The sequence below is a fragment of the Flintibacter sp. P01028 genome, assembly GCF_041925235.1.
GTDB classification, from domain to species: domain Bacteria; phylum Bacillota; class Clostridia; order Oscillospirales; family Oscillospiraceae; genus Lawsonibacter; species Lawsonibacter aceti.
The window spans coordinates 99105-119728 of record NZ_JBHEVC010000005.1 but is presented as its reverse complement, the minus strand read 5'-3'; the positions used below and the strand labels follow the sequence as shown (position 1 = coordinate 119728).

The window sequence follows — 20624 nt, the reverse complement described above, 5'->3', positions numbered from 1 at the left end:
GAGTACGCAAATAAGGAGATGCTGCAATGAAAAAACGTATTTTAGTCTACTCCGTAGACGCTATGGTATGTGAGGACGTAGACGCCCTGCGGAGGCTGCCTAATTTTCAGAAATTTTTGGCGGGAGGCTGTGAGGTCACGGGAGGTATGCGTACCATATATCCCTCTGTGACTTATCCGGCCCATGTGTCCATGATGACCGGATGCTATGTGGGAAAGCACGGTGTCACCAGTAACTTTTCCTTTACCACCACCAACAAGGATGACAACTGGCTGTGGTTCAGCGACGCCATCCAGGTGGAGGACATCTTCCAGGCGGCAAAAAAAGCCGGGTATACCACAGGCGCCATCTCCTGGCCTGTTACCGCTGGGAACAAGAATGTGGATTGGCTGATGGCTGAATACTGGATGCCCCATCCTGGAGACACATTGCGCAGCAGCTTCGCCGACGCGGGTTCCAGCCCTGCTATGCTGGACATCATAGAGGCTAATAAGAGGTACCTGCCCGCTGGCTATGAAAAAGGCGGCAAAAAGAATTTCATGCAGTGGCCCACGGTGGACGACTTCATCATCCATGTGGCCAGCGATGTGATTCGTCAACATGCCCCTGAGGTAATGTTTGTTCACACGGGCACCTTTGATACTTACCGCCATGCCCACGGGGTGTTTAGCTCCTATTTGGACGAGGCTCGGGCCAATCTGGACCGGTATATCGGGGAGCTGATGGAGGCGTGCCGGATCGCCGGTGTAGCCGAGGAAACCAACTTGGTTCTGGTCAGTGACCATGGACAGAGGGATATCTGCCGGGCTATCAATTTGAATGTGCTGCTGGCTGATCGTGGCTTTATCGATGTGGACAAACAGGGCAACGTAGTGGACTGGCGTGCCTACTGCTTCTCCAATGCCATGTCCTCCAATGTCTATCTCCGGGACCCGGAGGACCAGGCGTTGAAACAGGCCGTCTATCAGTGCCTGGAGGAGCTGCGGCAGGAGGGAGTTTATGGGATCGGCAGACTGTTCACAGCCGAGGAAGCACGAGATGAGGAGCATCTTTACGGCGGCTTCAGCTTCGTGATCGAGAGCGACGGCTATACCTCCTTTGGAGACAAGGCGGTGCGTCCGCTGGTGCAGAACTTCGACGTGAACGATTACCGCTTCGGCCGGGCTACCCACGGATACCTCCCGGACCTGGGAGCGCAGCCCGTTTTTGTGGCAAAGGGACCTGATTTTCGGGAGAGGACTACGCTGGAGCGGGGGCTGGTGGTAGATGAGGCGCCCACCTACGCCAAGCTTCTGGGGGTGGAACTGCCTCAGGCGGATGGTAAGGCTATGGACTGCTTCCTGCGTTAGATGACCGTATTGACCATAAAAAGAACAAAACCGAAAGGTATCGCACATAAAAACTATACAGAGGCTGGAATTTGTGATAAAATATTACCATCGGCCAGCGGAGGGGGTTCCCTGCTCCTCTGCTGGGCGGTGGTATTCTGAAAAGCTGAGCAAGGTGTTGAACAATGAAAAGGGTTACCGTTACCATGCACGACGTGGCGCGTTTAGCTGGAGTTTCCCAGACCACGGTTTCTCTGATTCTGAACCAGAGCGGCAGTGCCTCCTTTTCCCAGGAAACTGTCAACCGGGTCTATGCCGCTGCTGCCCAGTTGAACTATAAGGCGAAACGTCCCATTACGCAGGGGCCTCGGCCCAAGACCGTTATGGTGCTGATGGCAAACGTGACCAACCCGTATTACACAGCCATGCTCAGCAGCATCGAGGACGTGTGTTACGCCCAGGGGTATAAGGTGGTCTCCTGCTGCACTTACCACGATACGGAGTCGGAAAAGCTGTATATGGAGATGGCGGTCAGCAATAACTATCCCGGAGTTATCCTGCTGTCGCCGCCGGATAATCCGGCTGCCTTTGCTGAGGTGTCAGCTAAGATACCGGTAGTTACCATTTGTGACCGCATCTCTAATCTGGAAACAGATATCATAGAGCTGAATAACTGTCTGGCGGGCCGGTTGGCTGCTGAACACCTCCATGCGCTGGGACATCAGCGCATCGCTGTACTTACCAGCCCTCTGAAACGGAACACTGCTCGGACGGAGCGGCTGAACGGGCTGAAAGCCTATTTCGCACAGCATCTGCCCGACAATGACCTGGTCTTATGTATTGAAAACAATTCGGAGGCGGACAACCTGGCCGAACGGCTCAATGATTACCACGCGGGTTACTTGCTGGCCCAGAACGAGAAGCTGTACGACCAAGGAGTCACCGCCATTGTCTGTATCAATGATATGCTGGCATACGGAGTGATTGACTCCCTTCGAGAGAGGGGCATTTCTGTGCCGGAAGATGTATCGGTGCTGGGGTTTGATAATTTATTTTATTCCCGGCTGACCGGTGTATCGTTGACCACAGTGGATCAGCACACTGAGATGTTGGCCCGGAGCGCGGTGGAAGTGCTGCTGCAAAAGCTCAAAATGCCTCCGGGGGGAGCTGGGGCGGCCGGCACAGTGCCGCGGTACAAGGTGGAGTGCCATCCTCAGCTGGTGGCCCGTGGGACCACGGCTCCTCCTCCTGCCCAGAGCCGGCTGGTGTTAAAGTGACAGGAAGCGGACACAAAATATGCGCCCCGGCAAAGCCGGCCTGAGAGGCCGGATGCCGGGGCGCGCAATATTTGTGAGGGAGTACAGCTGCTACAGGGACTCTGTGATTTGAACCACTCGGCGGATGTCGGAGTGGATGACGGGCGTGGTTGCCCTCCCGTCGGGGGCGTATTCCAGCACTAGGTGGGCCTGAGGTGTATATTGGGCGATGGCGCGGAGAATGTCGTCCATCTCCTGATGGGAACAGAAGCCCTCTGGGTCGTAAATAGGGTAGTGGCTGTCGTGGAAGCCGTCGTTGTTGTTGAGGTGGTATCCTTTGATGCGGGTCCCCATTCGGCGGATAAGGGCGGGAATATCCCAGCGGTTGAGCATGGCGTGACCGGTATCGATCAGACAGCCGACCTCCTGGGGGAGACGGTCAAAAAGAGCTACGAACTGCTCCTGGTCAAAAAGGACGCTGTTCTTTTTGGGATAGCCCACATTTTCCACTGTTACGTGGATGCCCTCGTCTATCATGCGGCGGGTCCAGTCCAGCAAGACCTCCAGAGAGCGGGCTCGCCAGCGGTCCCCCTCCTGGGCGGGAAAGCTACCCTCGTGGGTATGCATAACCATGGAGGTAGCGTGGAATTGATGATAGAGGCGACAAGCCTTGTTGTACTCCTTTTCCATGAATTGCTCCTCTGGGCTGCCGGGGATGGTGCACTCCTCCACAAAAGGGGCGTGGAGGGTAATAGGCAGATGGGAGAAGACTGGGATCTGACGGACCAGATTTTCGTCAAAATTGGGTGTGGTCCAGCTGGTGGCAAATTCTACACCTACAGGGAAGTCTGGGAAGGTACGGATGCACTCCGCCAGCCAGGGGTAGTCTTGAAAGGCCACGCAGTAAGTAGATAAGTAAATGTCTCGCATAGTTGACCTCCGATTCTATTAAAATATTAGTTTGATATTACTTAAAATTGCTCTAAAATTGGCAAAAAACAGGAAAATATATTTTGAATATCAATATTTTAGACGGAATATACAGAGATGTCAAGGGAAGATGGAAAAATATATTATTAAAACTTGGAGGCAAAATTCGATGTGTGGTATAGGTAAAGATCTAGGGAGAAACGGGGACGGCATTCGGAGGAAACTGATATGCCTGGGAGACAGCCTGACATTTGGAGCGGGAGTAACTCGCCGGGACTGCTGGACCTCTCTTGTTCAGAGAGAGTGTGGGTGGACGGTGGTCAACCGGGGGATCAGTGGTGATACGACCGGCGGAATGCTGGTTCGTCTGCAACGGGATGTCCTGGGTCCGGCGCTGGAGGAACGCCGATGCGGCGGAGACTGCCGGGTCTTGGTGATGGGGGGCAGCAACGATATCTTTTTTTCCGGGACAGACAGCCAGGCCAGAGGCAATATGACCGCGATCTGTCACCAACTGGAGGCGGAGGGAATTTTTCCGGGAATTGGCATTCCGCTTCCGGTAGACTGGTCCAAAGCTCCAGAGAAATGGACGGGGGTGGTGGACTTCTATCAGAGTGCCCCACGCATTTTGGCCTACAATGAGTGGCTCAGACGTTTTGCAGCCAGTGCCGGGCTGGTCCTGGTAGACTTTGCGTCGGATTTCCTGAGCGTTTCCGGGCAGGTGCGCCATGAGTTGTTTTTGGATGGAATCCACCCAAATCTTGAGGGGCATCGGGAAATGGCCCGGCGATTGGCAAAAGAATTGGATAAAATATATTAATAATATTTTCTGAAGAAAAAATTTTAAAAGTTGAATAATTGATAAAAAATATAGGCAAAAAACGGAGTGCTATTGACAAAATAGAAAGTATACTCTATACTATCTAATATAAAAATGAAATATTATTAGTAATATTTTTGTTTTAGAAAGCAGGTCGCCGGCGCTATGGAATTTTATGAAAGCACCAGCACAGATCCCTATTACAATCTGGCGCTGGAGGACTATTTTTTTACCCATATGGATCCCATGAAGGACTATTTTTTGCTGTGGCAGAATGATAAAGCTGTTATAGTAGGAAAATACCAGAATACTCTGGAGGAAGTTGACCAGACATTCGTGGATGAGAGGGGAATCCGGGTAGCCCGCCGCCTGTCGGGCGGAGGCGCGGTGTATCATGATCTGGGGAATCTGAACTACACATTTATCGTGGAGGAAGACCGGGCTGAAGCATTTCGTTTTGAAGTGTTTACAAAGCCTCTGCTGGCTGCCTTGAAGGAACTGGGCGTGGCGGCGGAGACATCCGGTCGGAATGACATCACCATTGATGGGAAAAAGATATCCGGCAGTTCTCAGTATTTCAGGAATGGGCGGCTGCTCCATCATGGCTGTATCCTGCTGGACTGTGACCGGGATACTCTGACCAGGGCGCTCCAGGTGAAGGAGGGCAAGATTCGCTCCAAGAGCATCAAATCCGTGCGCAGCCGTGTCACCTCAATCAACGAGCATCTGGAGCGCCCCATTACTATGGCCCGTTTCAAAGAGGTGCTACGGAAACAAGTCTTTGCGGCGGCACCCCATCCAGTCGTCTTGAGCCAGGGAGATTTGTCGGAAATCCAGATTTTGCGGGACAGCCGCTACGCGACGTGGGAGTGGAACTACGGGGCGTCTCCCCGCTGTGATATCAGGAGGGAGGGGTATTACCCCTTCGGTCAGATATCAGCTGAACTGGCGATGGAGAAAGGCCGGATTCAATGCCTGAAACTGTCCGGTGACTTTTTTGGCAGGGAAGAGCTGTCTTCCCTGGAAGACCTGTTCCGGGGACGGCGGCTCATCCCAGAAGACTTGTCCCCTCTAACCGGGGTGGACCTTGGGGCCTATGTGTCCGGCCTGGATTGGGATACATTGATCCAGCTGCTGTGCGGCTGAAGAGGTTTTTGAGAGGAGTATATGTCCATGATCCCCTACATACTGGAAGCTGAGTTTTTTCTCCGTATCGTGTTGGCCAGCGTCTGCGGTATTTTAATTGGCTTTGAGCGGTCCAAAAGGCTGAAGGAGGCCGGGGTGCGCACACACTGTATGGTCGCCTGCGGAGCGGCGTTGATGATGATTGTTTCCAAATATGGTTTTGCGGATCTTGTGCAGGAGGCCGGGGTGTATCTCTACGGGACGAAGGGGGCGGATGCGTCGCGGATAGCCTCTCAGGTAGTCAGCGGTGTGGGATTTTTGGGGGCCGGAGTTATTTTCCGCACCGGGGTTTCCATCAAGGGCCTGACCACCGCTGCGGGTTTGTGGACCACGTCTGCCGTGGGGCTGGCACTAGGGGCGGGTATGTATATCATCGGCATCACAGGTACGCTGCTTATTGTGTTGGAACAATTTTTGATGCACCGATTCCACTTTGGAAACGACGCCTACACCATGCAGGAGATCAAGGTGCGATTCCGGGACTCCCTGGAATTTCGGGACTATCTCTTCCGCCTTCTACAAGAGCGGGGAGGCAGTATCTGCAACTGCGCCGTGAACAAGACGGGAGATGGAGATGTGGCCTATACCTTGACCGTCCGGGTCAAGGAACCCATCAGCGCCCAGGAGCTGCAGGGGCTGATGGACCGGCATGAACAGATTAGCTCCTTTTCTGTCTGAAGGAAGCCCCCCTGGTCAAAGACCAGGGGGGCTTGAAACTGTTAAAAAAGCGGCAAAGACACTTTTTCGAGAAAAGCCATACGCAGGGTGGTCCTCCACTCCCAGCGGAAAAGTCGGCCCACCCTGCGGGAGAAGTGTCATTTCCGACGCGTATGTCGCCGGAAATGACGGGATCAAATTTTATTCCGTCGCCTGCGGGCGACGGAACTCCTTGCGGGAGGGCTTTTAGGGGCGAAAACAAATTTGCTTCAGGGGATGAAATCGGGGCTGACCTGTTGTATAATAGAGGGGACAATGGACGGCGGAGGAGGGGATATGGAGTGGAGGAAAACGGAGCGATGACGGTAATCGCCCACATCGAGAGCCAGTTCCACACAAAATTTGGTATCCCTCGGCAGAGCGGTCTGGTGGAGGAGTTGGAGGCGGACGTCGTGTTCGAACCCCAGTTTCGGGACCTCAATGCGCTGCGGGGGCTGGAAGGATTTTCCCATATCTGGCTTATCTGGGACTTTTCCGAGGTCAGGGACAAAGGCTGGACGCCCACTGTCCGGCCGCCCAGACTGGGGGGAAACCGCCGATTGGGAGTTTTTGCCACCCGGTCCCCCTTCCGTCCAAACCCTATCGGCCTAAGCTGTGTCCGGCTGGCGGGAATAGATCCGCACACGGAACGGGGGCCTGTCCTCCGTGTCAGGGGGGCTGACCTGATGGATGGGACCCCGATCTATGATATCAAGCCCTACCTGCCCTATTCCGACTGTAAGCCGGAGGCGGTGGGGGGCTTTGCCAGCCGACCCAAGGAGGCGTCCCTGGCGGTAGATATCCCGGAGCGGTGGAAGGCTCTGATTCCAGAAGGACTGCTGCCCGCACTGACTGGGGTGCTGGCCCAGGACCCCAGGCCCTCTTATCAACAGGCTCCGGACCGGATCTACACCATGGAGTTTGGAGGTCTGGAGGTAAAGTTTCAGGTAGAGGGGGATATCCTGAATGTGTGCCAAATATCCCGGAGGAAATCTTAATAAAGTTTTGATTCAAAATGGTGTATAATATCGCTATATACTACATTAGTGACTAGGGATATCAGTCTTAAAAGCATCGAAAAAACAGAAGTACAGGAGGAGCAACCTATGAAAATGATCTTTGCGGTGATCCGGGACAAGGACAGCTATGCCGCCATCGGCGCTCTGAGTGAAAAAAATATCGGTGTGACAAAATTAGCTAGCAGCGGAGGCTTTTTGCGGGAGGGCAATACCACACTGATGATCGGGGTCGAGGACAGCAGGGTGGAGGAAGTCATGGGGATCCTGCGGGAGAACTGTGCGAAGCGGACCCAGATCGATGTGGCCGCACCCTATCCCATAGGCGGGGCGCCCATTTGGAACTATAATTATAGCACCATCCAGGTGGAGGCTGGGGGAGCCACAGTCTTCGTGCTGGACGTATCAGATTTTAAAAAACTGTAAGCGCACCTGCGGACAGCGGCCCCGGTCTCGCCAGACCGGGGCCGCTTTTTGAAAAAGAAGACCTTCCACCAACAGGAAGAAAAGTTATTTATAAAATAGTCTTGACATTCCCCCTTCTGGACCATGTATGGTCTGACCAGAAAGGAGTGGAAGCGATATGGAAATGAATGGAGCGGTAGCCTCCTCGGCCATACTGGTCATGGGGCTGGTGGGGCTGTTCTCGGTCGCCCTCCCGCTGGGACTGGCCCTGCTATTTCGGCGGAGGACCGGGGGACGCACGAGATTCTTCCTCTTGGGCTGTGTGGTGTTCCCGCTGTTCGCCATGGGGCTGGAGGCCCAGGGGCACCGGCTGCTGTACTACGGGGTCTGGAGCCAGGCGCTGAACAGCAGCATCTGGCTATACGCTCTGTACGGGGGGCTGATGGCCGGTATCTTTGAGGAGTGCGGCCGCTGGGTGGCCTTCCGGCTGGGCCGGCGGTGGACTCAGGGTCCCGGAGACGCCCTGATGTATGGGGCGGGCCACGGAGGGGCGGAGTCATTCCTCCTCTTGGGAATGACCATGGTCAACAATGTCATTCTGTCCCTGACCATCAACCGGGGCGGCCTGCCAGCGGTGGAGGAGCTGATAGGCCCCATTCCAGAAGCTGGTATGGCGGCTATCACCTCTCTTGCTGTTACCCCCGCCGCACTCTACCTCTGGGGGGCCTTCGAGCGGATCACGGCGATGGTGGTACAGATCGCCCTGTCGGTACTGGTGTACGCCGCCGTTACCAGGAAGAGCGGCTGGTATTGGTTCCCTGCCGCCATTCTGCTCCACGCCGCGGTGGACGTCACCGCTGTGGCAGCCGGGGCCTTCCTGCCTATTCCGGCTACCGAGGCGCTGCTGGCAGCATGGGCGGTAGCCCTGGCCCTGCTGGCCCGACGGGTCTATTTACAGGAAAAATGGAAAAAGTCTTGACCTTCCCCCAGGTGGAAGGTGTAGAGTAGGACCAGAAAGGGGCGTAGCCCATGAAGATCAACGAGGTGGAGGCCCTGGTGGGCATCACCAAAAAGAACATCCGGTTTTATGAGGAGCAGGGCCTGCTCTCTCCCAGGCGCAACAGTGAGAACGGCTATCGGGACTACGGCCAGGAGGAAGTGGATACTCTGCGGCAGATCAAGCTGCTGCGCAAGTTGGGTGTCCCGTTGGAGGAGATCCGGCGGATGCAGGCGGGCAGGATCACGGTAGCGGACGGGATGAGGCGGCACCTGGTCACCTTGGAGCGGGAGCAGCGCAGTCTGGAGCAGTCTATGGAACTGTGCCGCTGCCTGAAGAACCGGGAGGAGCGGCTGGCCGAGCTGGATGCCGGATCCTTGCTGGCGGAGATGGAGCAGATGGAGCAGGCGGGCTCCACCTTCCAGGATAAGCAGTACGGAGATGTGAAGCCCATCCGCTATGCCGCGGCCGTAATCGCGGCCCTGGTAATGACCGCCTTTATGGCTGGTGTCATCGCGCTGATGGTTTGGGGGTTTACGGTGGAGGCTGCGGAAGCTCCGCCCCTTCCGCTGATCGTGGTGCTGGTGGCCCTCCCGGCAGTGGTCATTCTGGGGGTTCTGCTGGCACTGATCCAGCGGATTCGGGAGATTCAGCGGGGGGAGGAAGACGATGCGAAAAACTACTAAAGGAAAAGGCTTCCTGGGTGCTGTACTGGTCACGATCACTGTGGCGGTCCTGATGTTCCTGCTCACTGGCGCCCTATTGACCGGCTACTTCGGCGGGGATACCGAGCCATTTGCCACCGGCGTCGTTCTGTTTTTTGCCCTGCTGTATCTGGCGGTGGCTCTAGGCGCGATCATCTCTTTGTACCGCCGCTGGAAAGAGATCCAAGGGGGTGAGGAGGATGAAGCCAAAAGGTACTGACATCCGCAAGAGGGAACAGAAGCGGGCTGCCGTTAAAAGCGTGCTGTTCAGCGGCCTATTCCGAATCCTTGGAGCGGCCCTGCTGCTTTTCACACGGGAGCACACCCCCTGGCCTGAACTCCACGGCCTGCTGCTTCTGCTGGCCATTCTAGATCTGCTTACCATCCCCTTCAGTTTTGTCGTGCTGATCCAGCGGATTCGGGAGATCGAGAGGGGGGAGCTGGATGAAGCGCGGAAATATTGAGTGGCTGCGGAGAGAAAAGAGATCGGCTGTCTTGGGAATGGCCCTTTTTGGTCTGCTCCAGATGGCCTGTGTCATTGGATTTGCGGCCCTGAGCGCTATCCCGAACATTCCACGGTGGCTGTTTATCCTGTTTACTGTACTGGCGGCGGTCTGTGCCGCTGTGCTGCTGCCCGCACTGTGGACACTGCGGAAGCGGTTTCAGGAGCTGGATACAGCAAAGGAGTTTGTGAGTTTGTATAAGGAGGAAAGACATATGCTATTGGTAAACATTGATTATATTCCGGGCAGGGAGCTTGAGGTGCTGGGGATTGCTAAAGGTACTGTCGTCCAGTCCAAGAACTTTGGCAAGGATTTTATGGCCGGGATGAAAACTTTGGTGGGCGGTGAGATCACCAGCTACACCGAGATGCTCAACGAGGCCCGTCAGATCGCTGTCAAGCGTATGGTGGACGAGGCGGAGTCCATGGGGGCGGACGCGGTCATCAACGTGCGTTACGGCTCATCCTCAGTCATGCAGGGGGCGGCCGAGGTCATCGCCTACGGTACCGCGGTGAAGTACCGCTGAAGACGGATCGCCGCCTTTCGCGGTGGTTCTTCCGAGAATATCAACAAAAAAGAGCGGGACGCTGGGGGGCGTCCCGCTCTTTTTGACTGTATTATTTGGCGTACTCGATGGCCTTGGTCTCCCGCAGCAGGTTGACCTTGATCTGGCCGGGATATTCCAGCTCGTCCTCAATCTTCTTGGCGATCTCCCGGGCCAGCAGGACCATCTGGTCCTCACTGATGACCTCGGGCTTGACCATGATACGGACCTCACGGCCGGCCTGAATGGCAAAGGATTTCTCCACCCCATTGAAGGAGGAGGTGATCTCCTCCAGCATCTCCAGCCGCTTGATATAGTTTTCCAAATTCTCCCGCCGGGCCCCGGGGCGGGCGGCGGAAATGGCGTCAGCCGCCTGGACCAGACAGGCGACGACGGTCCGGGGCTCCACGTCGTTGTGATGGGCCTGGATGGCGTGGATGACGCCCTCGCTCTCCCGGTATTTTTTGGCCAGCTCCACGCCAATCTGAACGTGGGAGCCCTCCACCTCATGGTCAATGGACTTGCCCAGATCGTGGAGCAGACCGGCCCGCTTGGCCTCGGCCACGTTGGCGCCGATCTCAGCGGCCAGCAGTCCAGCCACATGGGATACTTCGATGGAGTGATTGAGCACGTTCTGACCGTAGCTGGTGCGGTAACGCATCCGGCCCAGCAGCTTGACCAACTCCGGATGCAGGCCGTGGACGTTGGTCTCAAAGATGGCCCGCTCGCCCTCGGACTTGATGACGGCGTCTACCTCGCGCTTGGCCTTCTCCACCATCTCCTCGATGCGGGCGGGATGAATGCGGCCGTCCAGAATCAGCTTCTCCAGGGCAAGCCGGGCGACCTCGCGGCGGACGGGGTCAAAGCAGGAGACTGTAATGGCCTCCGGCGTGTCGTCGATGATTAAGTCCACCCCGGTCAGGGTCTCCAGGGTGCGGATGTTCCGGCCCTCGCGGCCGATGATACGGCCCTTCATCTCGTCGTTGGGCAGGGGAACGACAGAAACTGTGGCCTCGGCCACGTGGTCCGCGGCACAGCGCTGGATGGCCAGGGAGATGATCTCCCGCGCCTTGGTGTCCGCCTCGTCCTTGAACCGGGCCTCGATCTCCTTGATCTTCATGGCCGACTCGTGGGTGACTTCCTCCTCCAACTGCTGGAGCAGGTAGTGTTTGGCCTCCTCCGCGGTGTAGCCGGAGATGCGCTCCAGCACCTCCAACTGGCTCTTTTTGATCTGTTCCGCCTCGGCCTGGGTGGCCTCCAGCCTGGACAGCTTGGAGGAGAGCTGCTCCTCCTTCTTCTCGATGTTCTCGGTTTTGCGGTCTAGGTTCTCTTCCTTCTGCTGGAGCCGGTGCTCCTGGCGCTGCAGGTCGGCCCGACGCTCCTTGACTTCACGCTCATGCTCGTTCTTGGCCTTCAGGATCTCCTCCTTGGCCTCCACCATGGCCTCGCGCTTTTTGCTCTCGGCGCTTTTATAGGCCTCATTAACGATGCGGGTAGCCTCCTCCTCGGCGGAGCCGATCTGCTGCTCGGCGGACTTCTTCCGACGTTGAATGCCTACAGGGATACCTACCGCCAGACCGATCACGATACCGATGATCGCTCCGATGATATAGGGTAGCATTTGGTCTTTTACACCTCCATGAAATTTCATAAGGCTGGAGCGGACCGCCCCAGCGCCCGTGTCCAGGCCGCCAGCCCTCACGGGACTTGTACATAAAATCAGCCGCAAAGAGCGCCCGACTTGGAATGGCTGGCCTCTCTGCGACAACTGAAAAACATCCCCAAAGTTTTTCATTTTTGTCCGTTTCTATTGTAAAGGCATCTGTCTTTCCTGTCAAGATTTATTCATATTTATGGGCGCGGCTTTTCTGCCGATTTTTTACAGTTCTCTCTGGTGAAAAGGGACGGTTAGAGCCATGTAGGTACTGAAACAGGCCGCCGCTATGGGAAATCTCTTTCTTTTTTTTAAAAAGTATGCTATACTATTTCCTGTATGTGTCTGAGGGGAGATCCCTGACAAAAATGGATTTTCAAGATAAGGATAAAGGAGAGACGTTCCCATGAACGCCAATTATGACGTTGTCATCCTGGGCTGCGGCGAGGCTGGCATCTTTGCCGCCTACGAACTGACCCATCTAGCCCCCGGCCTAAAGGTACTGGCCATAGATCAGGGCAGCGATATCTACCACCGGAGCTGTCCCATCGTGGCCGGTAAGGTGAAGGAGTGCATCCACTGCCCGGTGTGCCACACCATGTGCGGCTTCGGCGGGGCCGGAGCCTTTTCCGACGGGAAGTTCAACTTTACCACCCAGTTTGGGGGCTGGCTCACTGACTTCATGGAGCCTGGCAAGGTGATGGAGCTGATCGACTATGTGGACTCCATCAACGTCCGTCACGGGGCCACTGACCAGGTATTCTCCACCGAGTCCCCAGAGGCCAAGGCTCTGGCCCGCCGGGCCCTGGCCTTTGACCTCCACCTGCTTCAGGCCCGGTGTAAGCACCTGGGCACAGAGAATAATCTGCGCATCCTCACCAATATCTACGAGGGACTGCGGGACAAGCTGGAGTTCTCCTTTAATACCGAGGTGGCCGCCATCGCCCGGGCAGAGGGGGGCTACCGCCTGACTCTGGCCAAGGGGGGCGAGGTGGCCTGCAAATATCTCATCGCCGCCCCGGGCCGATCCGGTGCTGAGTGGTTCTCCAACCAGTGTAAGGACCTGGGGCTGGAGCTGCTCAACAACCAGGTAGACATTGGTGTGCGGGTGGAGCTGCCCGCCACCGTTTTTGAGCACATCACCGACGTGGTGTACGAGTCCAAGCTAGTCTACCGCACCAAGCAGTACGGCGACCAGGTGCGCACCTTCTGCATGAACCCCTACGGCCATGTGGTGGCGGAGAACGTGGAGGGCATTAACACGGTGAACGGCCACTCCTACGCTGACCCGGCCCTCCGGAGTGAGAACACCAACTTTGCCCTGCTGGTCAGCAACCGCTTTACCAAGCCATTCAATGAACCATACCGCTACGGCAAGCACGTGGCCTCCCTGTCCAATATGCTGGCCGGTGGCGTACTGGTCCAGCGGTTCGGGGATCTGGTGGGTGGACGGCGCACCAATGAGCATCGGATGAGCAAGTCCTTTGTCCGGCCCACCCTTACCGCCGCCGTCCCCGGAGACCTGTCCCTGACATTGCCCAAGCGGCAGTTGGACAACATCATTGAGATGATCTATCAGCTGGATAAGATCGCCCCCGGTACTGCCAACTATGACACCCTGCTCTACGGGGCAGAGGTGAAGTTCTACTCCGCCCGCCTGCAGCTCACCGAGGAGTTGGAAACCGCCCTGCCCAACTTCTTTGCCGCGGGTGATGGCGCCGGTGTTACCAGAGGACTAGCTCAGGCCGGTGCCTCTGGTGTGCAGGCGGCCAGAGCTGTCGTAAAACGGATGTAAGGCCGGCCCCCTGGACAGGAAGGCCGCCCGTCCTTCCGGCTACCGTGGCCGGCTCAGGGCGCGGCGGTCTTCCTGCATTTTTGGGTAAGGTGGGCGCCGAGACCCGAGGGATGCCGGTTATTTTTTGGTAGCTGTATATGCAGTTTCGCAAAACCGTTATTTTGATTTTCACAGAAGAAAGTATGCCCTGTTTTCAAGGGTTGTCCACATTATCCACAGGGTTTTCCACAGTGTGTTATGTTAACTACTGGGGAGCAGACGATTTATTTTGGTTTCCATAATTATTGTCAAGGGTAAAAATTCGACAAAAAACTTGCCGTCTGTTTTTGCAGGAAGCGGACCGCTTCCTGTCGGCTCGCATACCGAAGGAGGCTTTTATGTGCTACACTGACACTATAGCCGCCATCTCCACTCCTGCTGGCTCCGGAGCCATCGGGGTACTCCGCCTGTCTGGCCCGCAGGCGGTAGAGATTGCGGGAAAGTGCTTCAAACCGCTGGGACCCAAGGGATTAACGGATCATGCCCCCCGCTGCCTGGTCTATGGAGACCTGCTGGACCTGGAGGGCCGTCCCATCGACCGGGTGCTGTGTACCTACAGCCTGAGCCCAGCCAGCTACACCGGGGAGGATACCGCTGAGTTCCACTGCCATGGGGCGCCTATGGTGCTCTCTCTAGGGCTGGAGGCCCTGTTTGCGCAGGGAGCCCGTCAGGCGGGGCCTGGGGAGTTTACCCGGCGAGCCTTTTTGAACGGCAAGCTGGATCTGGCCCAGGCGGAAGCGGTGGGCGACCTGTTGGAAGCCAGAAGCCGGGAGGGGGCCCGCCATGCGGCCGGACAGCTGGCCGGAGCTCTATCCAAAAGGATCGGGGAGATCTATTCCGCCTTAGTGGACGTGATGGCCCATTTCCACGCGGTACTGGATTACCCGGACGAGGACATAGACCCCTTCCGGCTGGAGGAGCTGAATGGGATTTTGCGGGGTCAGGAGGATGCGCTCCGGACGCTGGCAGGCAGTTACCAGAGGGGGCGCTATCTTCGGGATGGGATCCCCTGTGCCATCGTGGGGCGGCCCAACGCAGGCAAATCTTCCCTGTTGAACGCGCTGGCGGGATATGAGCGGGCCATTGTCACCGATATTCCGGGAACGACCAGGGATACGGTGGAGGAGCGGGTGGAACTGGGCAACGTCACCCTCCGCCTCATTGATACCGCCGGTCTTCGGGACACCGACGACCCCATTGAGCGGATGGGAGTAGAGCGTTCCCGGCAGGCCATAGAACAGGCGGAGCTCATCCTCCTGATAGTGGACGGGACTGTCCGCCTCACCCCGGAGGACCTGGATCTGATGCGGACCGTTTCAGATACCGGAAAACCTTGGGTACTGGTAGTGTCCAAGAAGGACCTGGCCCGCAATGCCAGCAGCCTGGGGGTGATCGGCGCAAAAGCGCCCCACGCGGTGGCTGTCAGCTCTGCCACTGGTGAGGGCCTTGATGATCTGGCCGCCGCCGTGGAATACCTGTTTCCCCGCGGCAGCGATGCCTCTTATGGCCAGATGCTCACCAACCAGCGGCAGGCCGAGGCGGCTGGTCGGGCCCGGGAGGCGGTAGGCCGGGCCCGAGAGGCCCTGGAGGCGGGGATTACCCCGGACGCCTTGCTTACCGATGTGGAGGAGGCCCTGTCCGCCCTTGGGGAGCTGACCGGCCAATCGGTCCGGGAGGATATCACTGACCGCATCTTTTCCCGGTTTTGCGTGGGAAAATAAGGTATGCCAAAGGGAACGGCGGCCTGTGGATAAGATGATAAAAATAGCTCCGGGACCTGTTCAGGTCCCGGAGCTATTTAAATTATTCGGTCCAATAGAGAAGCTCACAGCACACCGATTTCGGTGTAGTACTTCTCAGCGCCGGAATGGAGGGGCAGATCGGCGATATCCTTCACCGCCTCCTCGGGAGTCAGACCCTTCAGATTGGCCTGGGAGTCGCCCAACTTATCAATATTTTCCCAGAAAGTCTTGGTGAGCTGATAGACGGTCTCCTCATCTAGATCGCCCCGGCAGAACATGACCATCTTGATGGCGGAGGTCTGGATGTCTTCGTCCTGGTTGGGATAAGTGCCGGCGGGGATGGTCAAAGGGGCGTACCAGGGGTACTGCTCCTGCAGGGAGGAGATGATGGTGTCGTCGATGTTCAGCAGCTTGCAGCCGGAGGAGAGGGCCTGGGACACAGCGGCGGCCGGGGCGCCGGACATAATCCAGGCGCCGTCGATAGTGCCGTTGGCCAGCATATCGGCGGCGGCGGTAAAGTCGATATATTCGGCCTGGATGTCGTCGGGGTAGGTCAGGCCGGCGGCGGTGAAGTGGTTGCGGCACTCACCCTCCACAGAGGAGCCGGCGGCGGCCACAGCGAAGTGCTTGCCGGCCACATCGGCCAGAGAGGTAATGCCGGACTTCTCGGTGACCACCACCTGATTGGGGTTAAAGTACAGGCCGGCGATGACCTTCAGATCGTCATAGGCGTAACCCTCGAAACTGTCGGTGCCGTTGAGGCACTGGTAGCAGTTGCTGGAGATGGCAATGGACACCTGGGCCTCGCCCTCGGATACCAGAGTCAGGTTCTCGATGCCGCCGGCAGAGGCCTGGCTGGAGGCGCTGACATAATCAATCTCAGTATCCCACAGATTGGTGATGGCGGCGCCGACGGCGTATAGGGCGCCGGAGGCGGAGGCAGTGGGGAAATTGATGGTGACCGGGTCATGGGTCCCGGTGGTCTGACTGGAGGCGCCGCCGCTGTTGGCGGAGCTGGTGGAGCTGGTGGAGCTGCCGCTGTCCTTGGAGCCGCAGCCGGCCAGCAGAGAAAGGGTCATAGCGGCGGCCAGGGCAAGAGAGAGGATCTTTTTCATTTCGAATACTCCTTTGCGATGTGATTTCATATGTCCAACACCCTGTGGCAGGAGGATGAGGAACAACAGATGGGGTCCGGGACAAGGTTCAGGCAGTCTGTGCCGGGGCGTGGCGGCGGGTGAAGAACTGGAAGAGAATGACTGCCGCTAGGATGGCAAAGCCGATGAAGTCGGTGACCGCTCCGGGATAGAGCATCAGGGGGGCCACAGCGATGAGGACGATACGTTCAGGCCAGCTGGACTTGCGGACGAACCAACCCTCCAGTCCGCCCACCAGGGCCACAGTGCCGATGGAGGCGGTGAACATGGCCCACAGGCTGCCAGCGATGGTGGCGGTGGGGTCGGCTCCAATGAGGAGGATGGGGTTATCCAGGAAGAAGAAGGGGATCAGGAAGCCAACCAGGCCCAGGCGGACAGACAGCAGACCAGTCTTGGTCTGGTTGGAGCCGGCGATGCCGGCGGCCACATAGCTGCTCATGGCCACCGGGGGGGTGATATTGGACAGACAGGCGTAGATAAGGCAGAACATATGGGCGGAGATAGGCAGTACGTTCACGTCGATCAGAACGGGGACGGCCACCGCCTGAACGATGACGTAGGCGGCCACTCCGGGGACGCCCATGCCCAGGATAGTGGACATGATCATGACCAGCAGACCAGTGAGATAGATGCTGCTGTTCTCCACGACGGAGAGGATGAGGTAGCCCATATTCAACCCCAGGCTGGTGAGGGTGACGGTGCCAATGATGACGCCGATGATAACACAGCAGACACCCACGGAAACAGCGCCCTTGGCCCCCTCCACCGTGGCGGCGACGATCTTGGACCAGGTCATTCGGGTGTCCTTCCGCAGCCAGCTGGCGGCGATAGTGGCAAAGATGGCGATGACGGCGGCATATAGAGGGGTGTAACCCATGGCCATCAGGGCGATGAGGACCACCAGGGGAATCACCAGATGCCCCTGCTCCCGGAGTACCTTCATGGCGTCGGGGATGTTCTCCTTGGACAGGCCGGACAGTCCTAGCCGCCTGGCCTCGAAGTGGACGGCAAACAGCAGCCCCAAATAGTATAAAAAGGCGGGGACGATGGCGGCCAGCATGACGGCAGTGTAGCTCAGGTTCAAAAATTCCGCCATGACGAAGCCTACCGCGCCCATAATGGGGGGACAGAACTGACCGCCGGTGGAGGCCACCGCCTCCACGGCGCCGGCAAATTCCTTCTTATATCCCGTCTGCTTCATCAGGGGGATGGTAATGGTGCCGGTAGTGGCCACGTTGGCAATGGCGGAGCCGTTGATCATGCCCATCAGGGCGGAGGCGAGGACCGCCACCTTGGCCGGACCGCCGGCGGTCTGACCCACCAGGGTCAGGGAGAAGTCATTGATAAAGCGGGAGAAGCCGCTGTACTTCAAGAAGGCGCCGAACACAACGAACAGGAAGATGTAAGTGGCGGAAACGCCGATGCCGGTGCCCAACAGTCCCTGGGTCCCCCAGAACTGGGTGGACAGCACCCGCTTCAAAGTAAAGCCGTTGTGGCCCAGCTTACCGGGCAGATACTGGCCAAACCAGTTGTAGGCCAGGAAGATCAGGGCCAGGATAGCCAGATTGCCAGAGGCCCGGCGGGCAGCCTCAAAGGCCAGCACCAGGGCCACACCGGCGATGATCAGCTCAAACTGGTTGATCCGGCCGCCGTTCTGGGCGATGCGCTCATAATTCAAGATGAGATAGCCAAAGGTGAGAACGGTGAGCACGACTAGCGCCAGGTCCCACACTGGAGGCAGCTTCCGCACCCGCCTCTCCCGCTTATAGGTGGGGTAGAGCAGAAAGGTGAAAGCCAGCAGAAAAATACAGTGGAATGCCCGCAGGTTGATGGCGCTCATGACACCAAAGGTGCTGTAATACAGCTGGAACACCGTCCACACACACAGAAGGATGGTGATTGCTGTACCTGCCGGGCCGGAGTAGGAGCGGGTGCGGGATTCTGCCTCCTTTTCCTCCAGCAGCTTCTGGGCCTTGGCTTCCAGCTGTTCCTGCTCGTGCTGGGCCATTGGTCGGTTTTCTTCCATTGGAGTTCCTCCCCAAATACTTTATCGCTTAAAAGTGCTGAAGCAACAACGCTACTTGTTGTATCATAGATAGAGCCCTGTGTCAAGTCCTGAAGAAAAGTTTTTGCTCTTACCGGGCCGGGTCCGACAGAAGAGCGGGGGCGGGGTCGGCAGTCCGCTCATTGTCCGGGACAGAGGGGTAGAGCTTGCGCAGCCGGGAGATGCAGAAGATACTGGCTGGAAGCAGGAACAGGTCTGCGGCCAGCCAGGCGGCGGGGGAGGCCAGACAGGCGGCGGTATAGCCAAAGATGGGGACCAGCAGGGTGGCTACGCCGGTCCGGGCAAACATCTCCAGCACCCCGGCCAGGATGGCGAAGGTGGAGAAGCCCATCCCCTGGATGGAGAAGCGGACAATATTCACAAGGGCCAGGGGAAAGTAGAAAGATACTTGGATCACAGTATACCGGGCGGTCAGTTCCACCAGCAGGGCCAACTGTTCCTCACTGGGGTCCAGGAAGAGCATGGCACACTGAGGGGCGAAGGCCAGCATGGCGCACAGCACCAGGAGGGACCAGCCCAGCCCCAGCGCCGTGCAGGAGCGGATGCCCCGGCCCAGCCGGTCCAGCTTGCAGGCTCCCACGTTCTGTCCGCAGTATGTGGCCATAGTGGCTCCCATGGCGTCGAAGGGACAGGCCAGCAGCTGAAAAAGCTTGGCTCCGGCCGCTACGGCGGCCACATAGAGACTGCCCAGGGCGTTGACGGAGGACTGGAGGATAATGGATCCGATGGCGGTGATGGAGTATTGCAGGCCCATGGGGATTCCCATGGCGCACAGCACCCGGCAGGAGTGGACGTCCAGCCGCCGTTCCTCCCGACTCATGCGGAGGATGGGATATTTTTTGGCCATGTAGCATAGGCAAGCTACACCGGAGATCCCCTGGGATACCACCGTGGCGATGGCTGCCCCCGCCACCCCGGCGTCGAACCACAGGATAAGGGCGAAGTCCAGGAAAATATTGAGAAAGGAGGACAGCGCCAGAAAGACCACCGGCGTCTTGCTGTCTCCCAGGGAGCGGAGGATGCCGGCCAGCAGATTGTAGAGAATGGTGGCGGGGATGCCCATAAAGATGATAAAGATATAGGTGTAGGCGTTGTCAAAGATGTCCGCCGGAGTCCGCATGACGGTCAGGATCGTGCGGCAGAGCAGACCAGTGGCCGTGGTGAGCAACAGGGAGAAAAGGGCGGCGAGATAGGCGGAGTTGGCCACATAGCGCCTCATCTTGGAGGGCTCGTTGGCCCCCATCCGCTGGGCCACCGGGATGGCAAAGCCGCCGCACAGCCCCATACAGAAGCCGATGACAAAAAAGTTGATGGAGCCGGTAGAGCCCACCGCCGCCAGGGCGGAAGCCCCCAACAGCTTGCCCACGATCATGGTATCCACCATATTATAAAGCTGCTGGAACAGCATCCCCAGCAGAGTGGGAAGGGCGAATCGGACGATTAGTCCCATGGGACTGCCTTGGGTCAGGTCCTTAGTCATGCACATACCTCCAAACAGGAGCCAAAATAATCATCCGTATTATAGTCACCTGTTCCCGGCCTGCATAGAGCTTTTTTATACAATCTTTATGGCTAGAGAGCGAACTGTTTTGCATTAAAACGCAAAGAATGCCTCGGCCGGCGGCCCATGAGGGAAATGGAGGCCCCTCTCGACTGGGTAAAGGCAGAAAGGCCCGCCCATGGATATCCATGGGCGGGCCACAAACTATCAAAAAAACCTCACAGAGTTTCGTGCCCACAGGTGCGAAAGAATAAAAGCGTACCTCACCCCGTAAGTGTGGAATATGCCCA

The 20624-nt window shown here is 57.5% G+C and carries 19 protein-coding genes; 14 read left to right on the top strand and 5 right to left on the bottom strand.

Annotation, left to right across the window (positions count from 1 at the left end):
- Positions 1–26: 26 nt before the first annotated feature.
- Complete coding sequence (locus tag ACEVJK_RS09840; RefSeq protein ID WP_240288726.1) at positions 27–1349, top strand: alkaline phosphatase family protein; 1323 nt, start codon at positions 27–29, stop codon at positions 1347–1349.
- 164 nt (positions 1350–1513) lie between these two features.
- Entirely contained in the window at positions 1514–2605 is a 1092-nt protein-coding gene (locus ACEVJK_RS09835) for a LacI family DNA-binding transcriptional regulator (protein WP_147572846.1), read from the top strand.
- Positions 2606–2695: 90 nt separating this feature from the next.
- Here the strand turns inward: ACEVJK_RS09835 and ACEVJK_RS09830 are convergent, their stop codons facing one another.
- Positions 2696–3514, bottom strand: coding sequence for a sugar phosphate isomerase/epimerase (locus ACEVJK_RS09830; RefSeq protein WP_186852363.1), 819 nt, complete (start codon positions 3512–3514; stop codon positions 2696–2698).
- A 169-nt stretch (positions 3515–3683) separates the two neighbouring features.
- Here ACEVJK_RS09830 and ACEVJK_RS09825 point away from each other — a divergent pair, with 169 nt between their 5' ends.
- The 10 genes from ACEVJK_RS09825 to ACEVJK_RS09780 all read left to right on the top strand — a co-directional run bounded on the left by ACEVJK_RS09825 (position 3684) and on the right by ACEVJK_RS09780 (position 10366).
- Positions 3684–4334, top strand: a complete 651-nt coding sequence (locus ACEVJK_RS09825; RefSeq protein ID WP_262669036.1) for a GDSL-type esterase/lipase family protein — start codon at positions 3684–3686, stop codon at positions 4332–4334.
- Between the two features lie 165 nt (positions 4335–4499).
- Positions 4500–5480 carry a lipoate--protein ligase gene (locus ACEVJK_RS09820; protein ID WP_147572840.1) on the top strand — a complete coding sequence of 327 codons (981 nt, stop codon included), beginning with the start codon at positions 4500–4502 and terminating at the stop codon, positions 5478–5480.
- Positions 5481–5507: 27 nt separating this feature from the next.
- Entirely contained in the window at positions 5508–6197 is a 690-nt protein-coding gene (locus ACEVJK_RS09815) for an MgtC/SapB family protein (RefSeq protein ID WP_240288722.1), read from the top strand.
- Positions 6198–6535: 338 nt separating this feature from the next.
- On the top strand, positions 6536–7213 hold the full coding sequence (gene tsaA / locus ACEVJK_RS09810; RefSeq protein ID WP_374740503.1) for a tRNA (N6-threonylcarbamoyladenosine(37)-N6)-methyltransferase TrmO: 678 nt from the start codon (positions 6536–6538) through the stop codon (positions 7211–7213).
- A 108-nt stretch (positions 7214–7321) separates the two neighbouring features.
- Positions 7322–7657 carry a cyclic-di-AMP receptor gene (locus tag ACEVJK_RS09805; protein WP_147572836.1) on the top strand — a complete coding sequence of 112 codons (336 nt, stop codon included), beginning with the start codon at positions 7322–7324 and terminating at the stop codon, positions 7655–7657.
- A 157-nt stretch (positions 7658–7814) separates the two neighbouring features.
- Complete coding sequence (locus tag ACEVJK_RS09800; protein ID WP_374740451.1) at positions 7815–8615, top strand: YhfC family intramembrane metalloprotease; 801 nt, start codon at positions 7815–7817, stop codon at positions 8613–8615.
- Positions 8616–8665: 50 nt separating this feature from the next.
- Positions 8666–9319, top strand: coding sequence for a MerR family transcriptional regulator (locus tag ACEVJK_RS09795; protein ID WP_240288718.1), 654 nt, complete (start codon positions 8666–8668; stop codon positions 9317–9319).
- Positions 9303–9557, top strand: a complete 255-nt coding sequence (locus tag ACEVJK_RS09790; RefSeq protein WP_147572830.1) for a hypothetical protein — start codon at positions 9303–9305, stop codon at positions 9555–9557. Before ACEVJK_RS09795 ends, ACEVJK_RS09790 begins: the two co-directional genes overlap by 17 nt.
- The gene (locus tag ACEVJK_RS09785; protein ID WP_147572828.1) at positions 9538–9801 is read left to right on the top strand and encodes a hypothetical protein; all 264 of its coding nucleotides are present in this window, start codon (positions 9538–9540) and stop codon (positions 9799–9801) included. The genes ACEVJK_RS09790 and ACEVJK_RS09785 overlap by 20 nt, the downstream gene beginning before the upstream one ends.
- A gap of 253 nt (positions 9802–10054) precedes the next feature.
- Positions 10055–10366 carry a YbjQ family protein gene (locus ACEVJK_RS09780; protein ID WP_147573039.1) on the top strand — a complete coding sequence of 104 codons (312 nt, stop codon included), beginning with the start codon at positions 10055–10057 and terminating at the stop codon, positions 10364–10366.
- Positions 10367–10457: 91 nt separating this feature from the next.
- On the opposite strand, the gene rny is transcribed toward ACEVJK_RS09780, so the two are convergent.
- Positions 10458–12005: a ribonuclease Y gene (rny, locus tag ACEVJK_RS09775; protein WP_147572825.1), complete on the bottom strand. Its 1548-nt coding sequence runs from the start codon at positions 12003–12005 to the stop codon at positions 10458–10460.
- Positions 12006–12444: 439 nt separating this feature from the next.
- On the opposite strand from rny, the gene ACEVJK_RS09770 reads away from it, so the two are divergent.
- Together ACEVJK_RS09770 and mnmE are read left to right on the top strand one after the other, a co-directional pair.
- Positions 12445–13833: an NAD(P)/FAD-dependent oxidoreductase gene (locus ACEVJK_RS09770; RefSeq protein WP_147572823.1), complete on the top strand. Its 1389-nt coding sequence runs from the start codon at positions 12445–12447 to the stop codon at positions 13831–13833.
- 377 nt (positions 13834–14210) lie between these two features.
- Positions 14211–15593 (top strand): tRNA uridine-5-carboxymethylaminomethyl(34) synthesis GTPase MnmE, encoded by a 1383-nt coding sequence (gene mnmE, locus ACEVJK_RS09765; protein WP_147572821.1) that lies wholly within the window; start codon positions 14211–14213, stop codon positions 15591–15593.
- 104 nt (positions 15594–15697) lie between these two features.
- Here the strand turns inward: mnmE and ACEVJK_RS09760 are convergent, their stop codons facing one another.
- The 3 genes from ACEVJK_RS09760 to ACEVJK_RS09750 form a co-directional block, all read right to left on the bottom strand.
- Positions 15698–16729 (bottom strand): TAXI family TRAP transporter solute-binding subunit, encoded by a 1032-nt coding sequence (locus ACEVJK_RS09760; protein WP_374740450.1) that lies wholly within the window; start codon positions 16727–16729, stop codon positions 15698–15700.
- 88 nt (positions 16730–16817) lie between these two features.
- Positions 16818–18794, bottom strand: coding sequence for a TRAP transporter permease (locus ACEVJK_RS09755; RefSeq protein ID WP_147572817.1), 1977 nt, complete (start codon positions 18792–18794; stop codon positions 16818–16820).
- A 109-nt stretch (positions 18795–18903) separates the two neighbouring features.
- The gene (locus ACEVJK_RS09750) at positions 18904–20313 is read right to left on the bottom strand and encodes an MATE family efflux transporter (RefSeq protein ID WP_240288710.1); all 1410 of its coding nucleotides are present in this window, start codon (positions 20311–20313) and stop codon (positions 18904–18906) included.
- Positions 20314–20624: the final 311 nt, after the last annotated feature.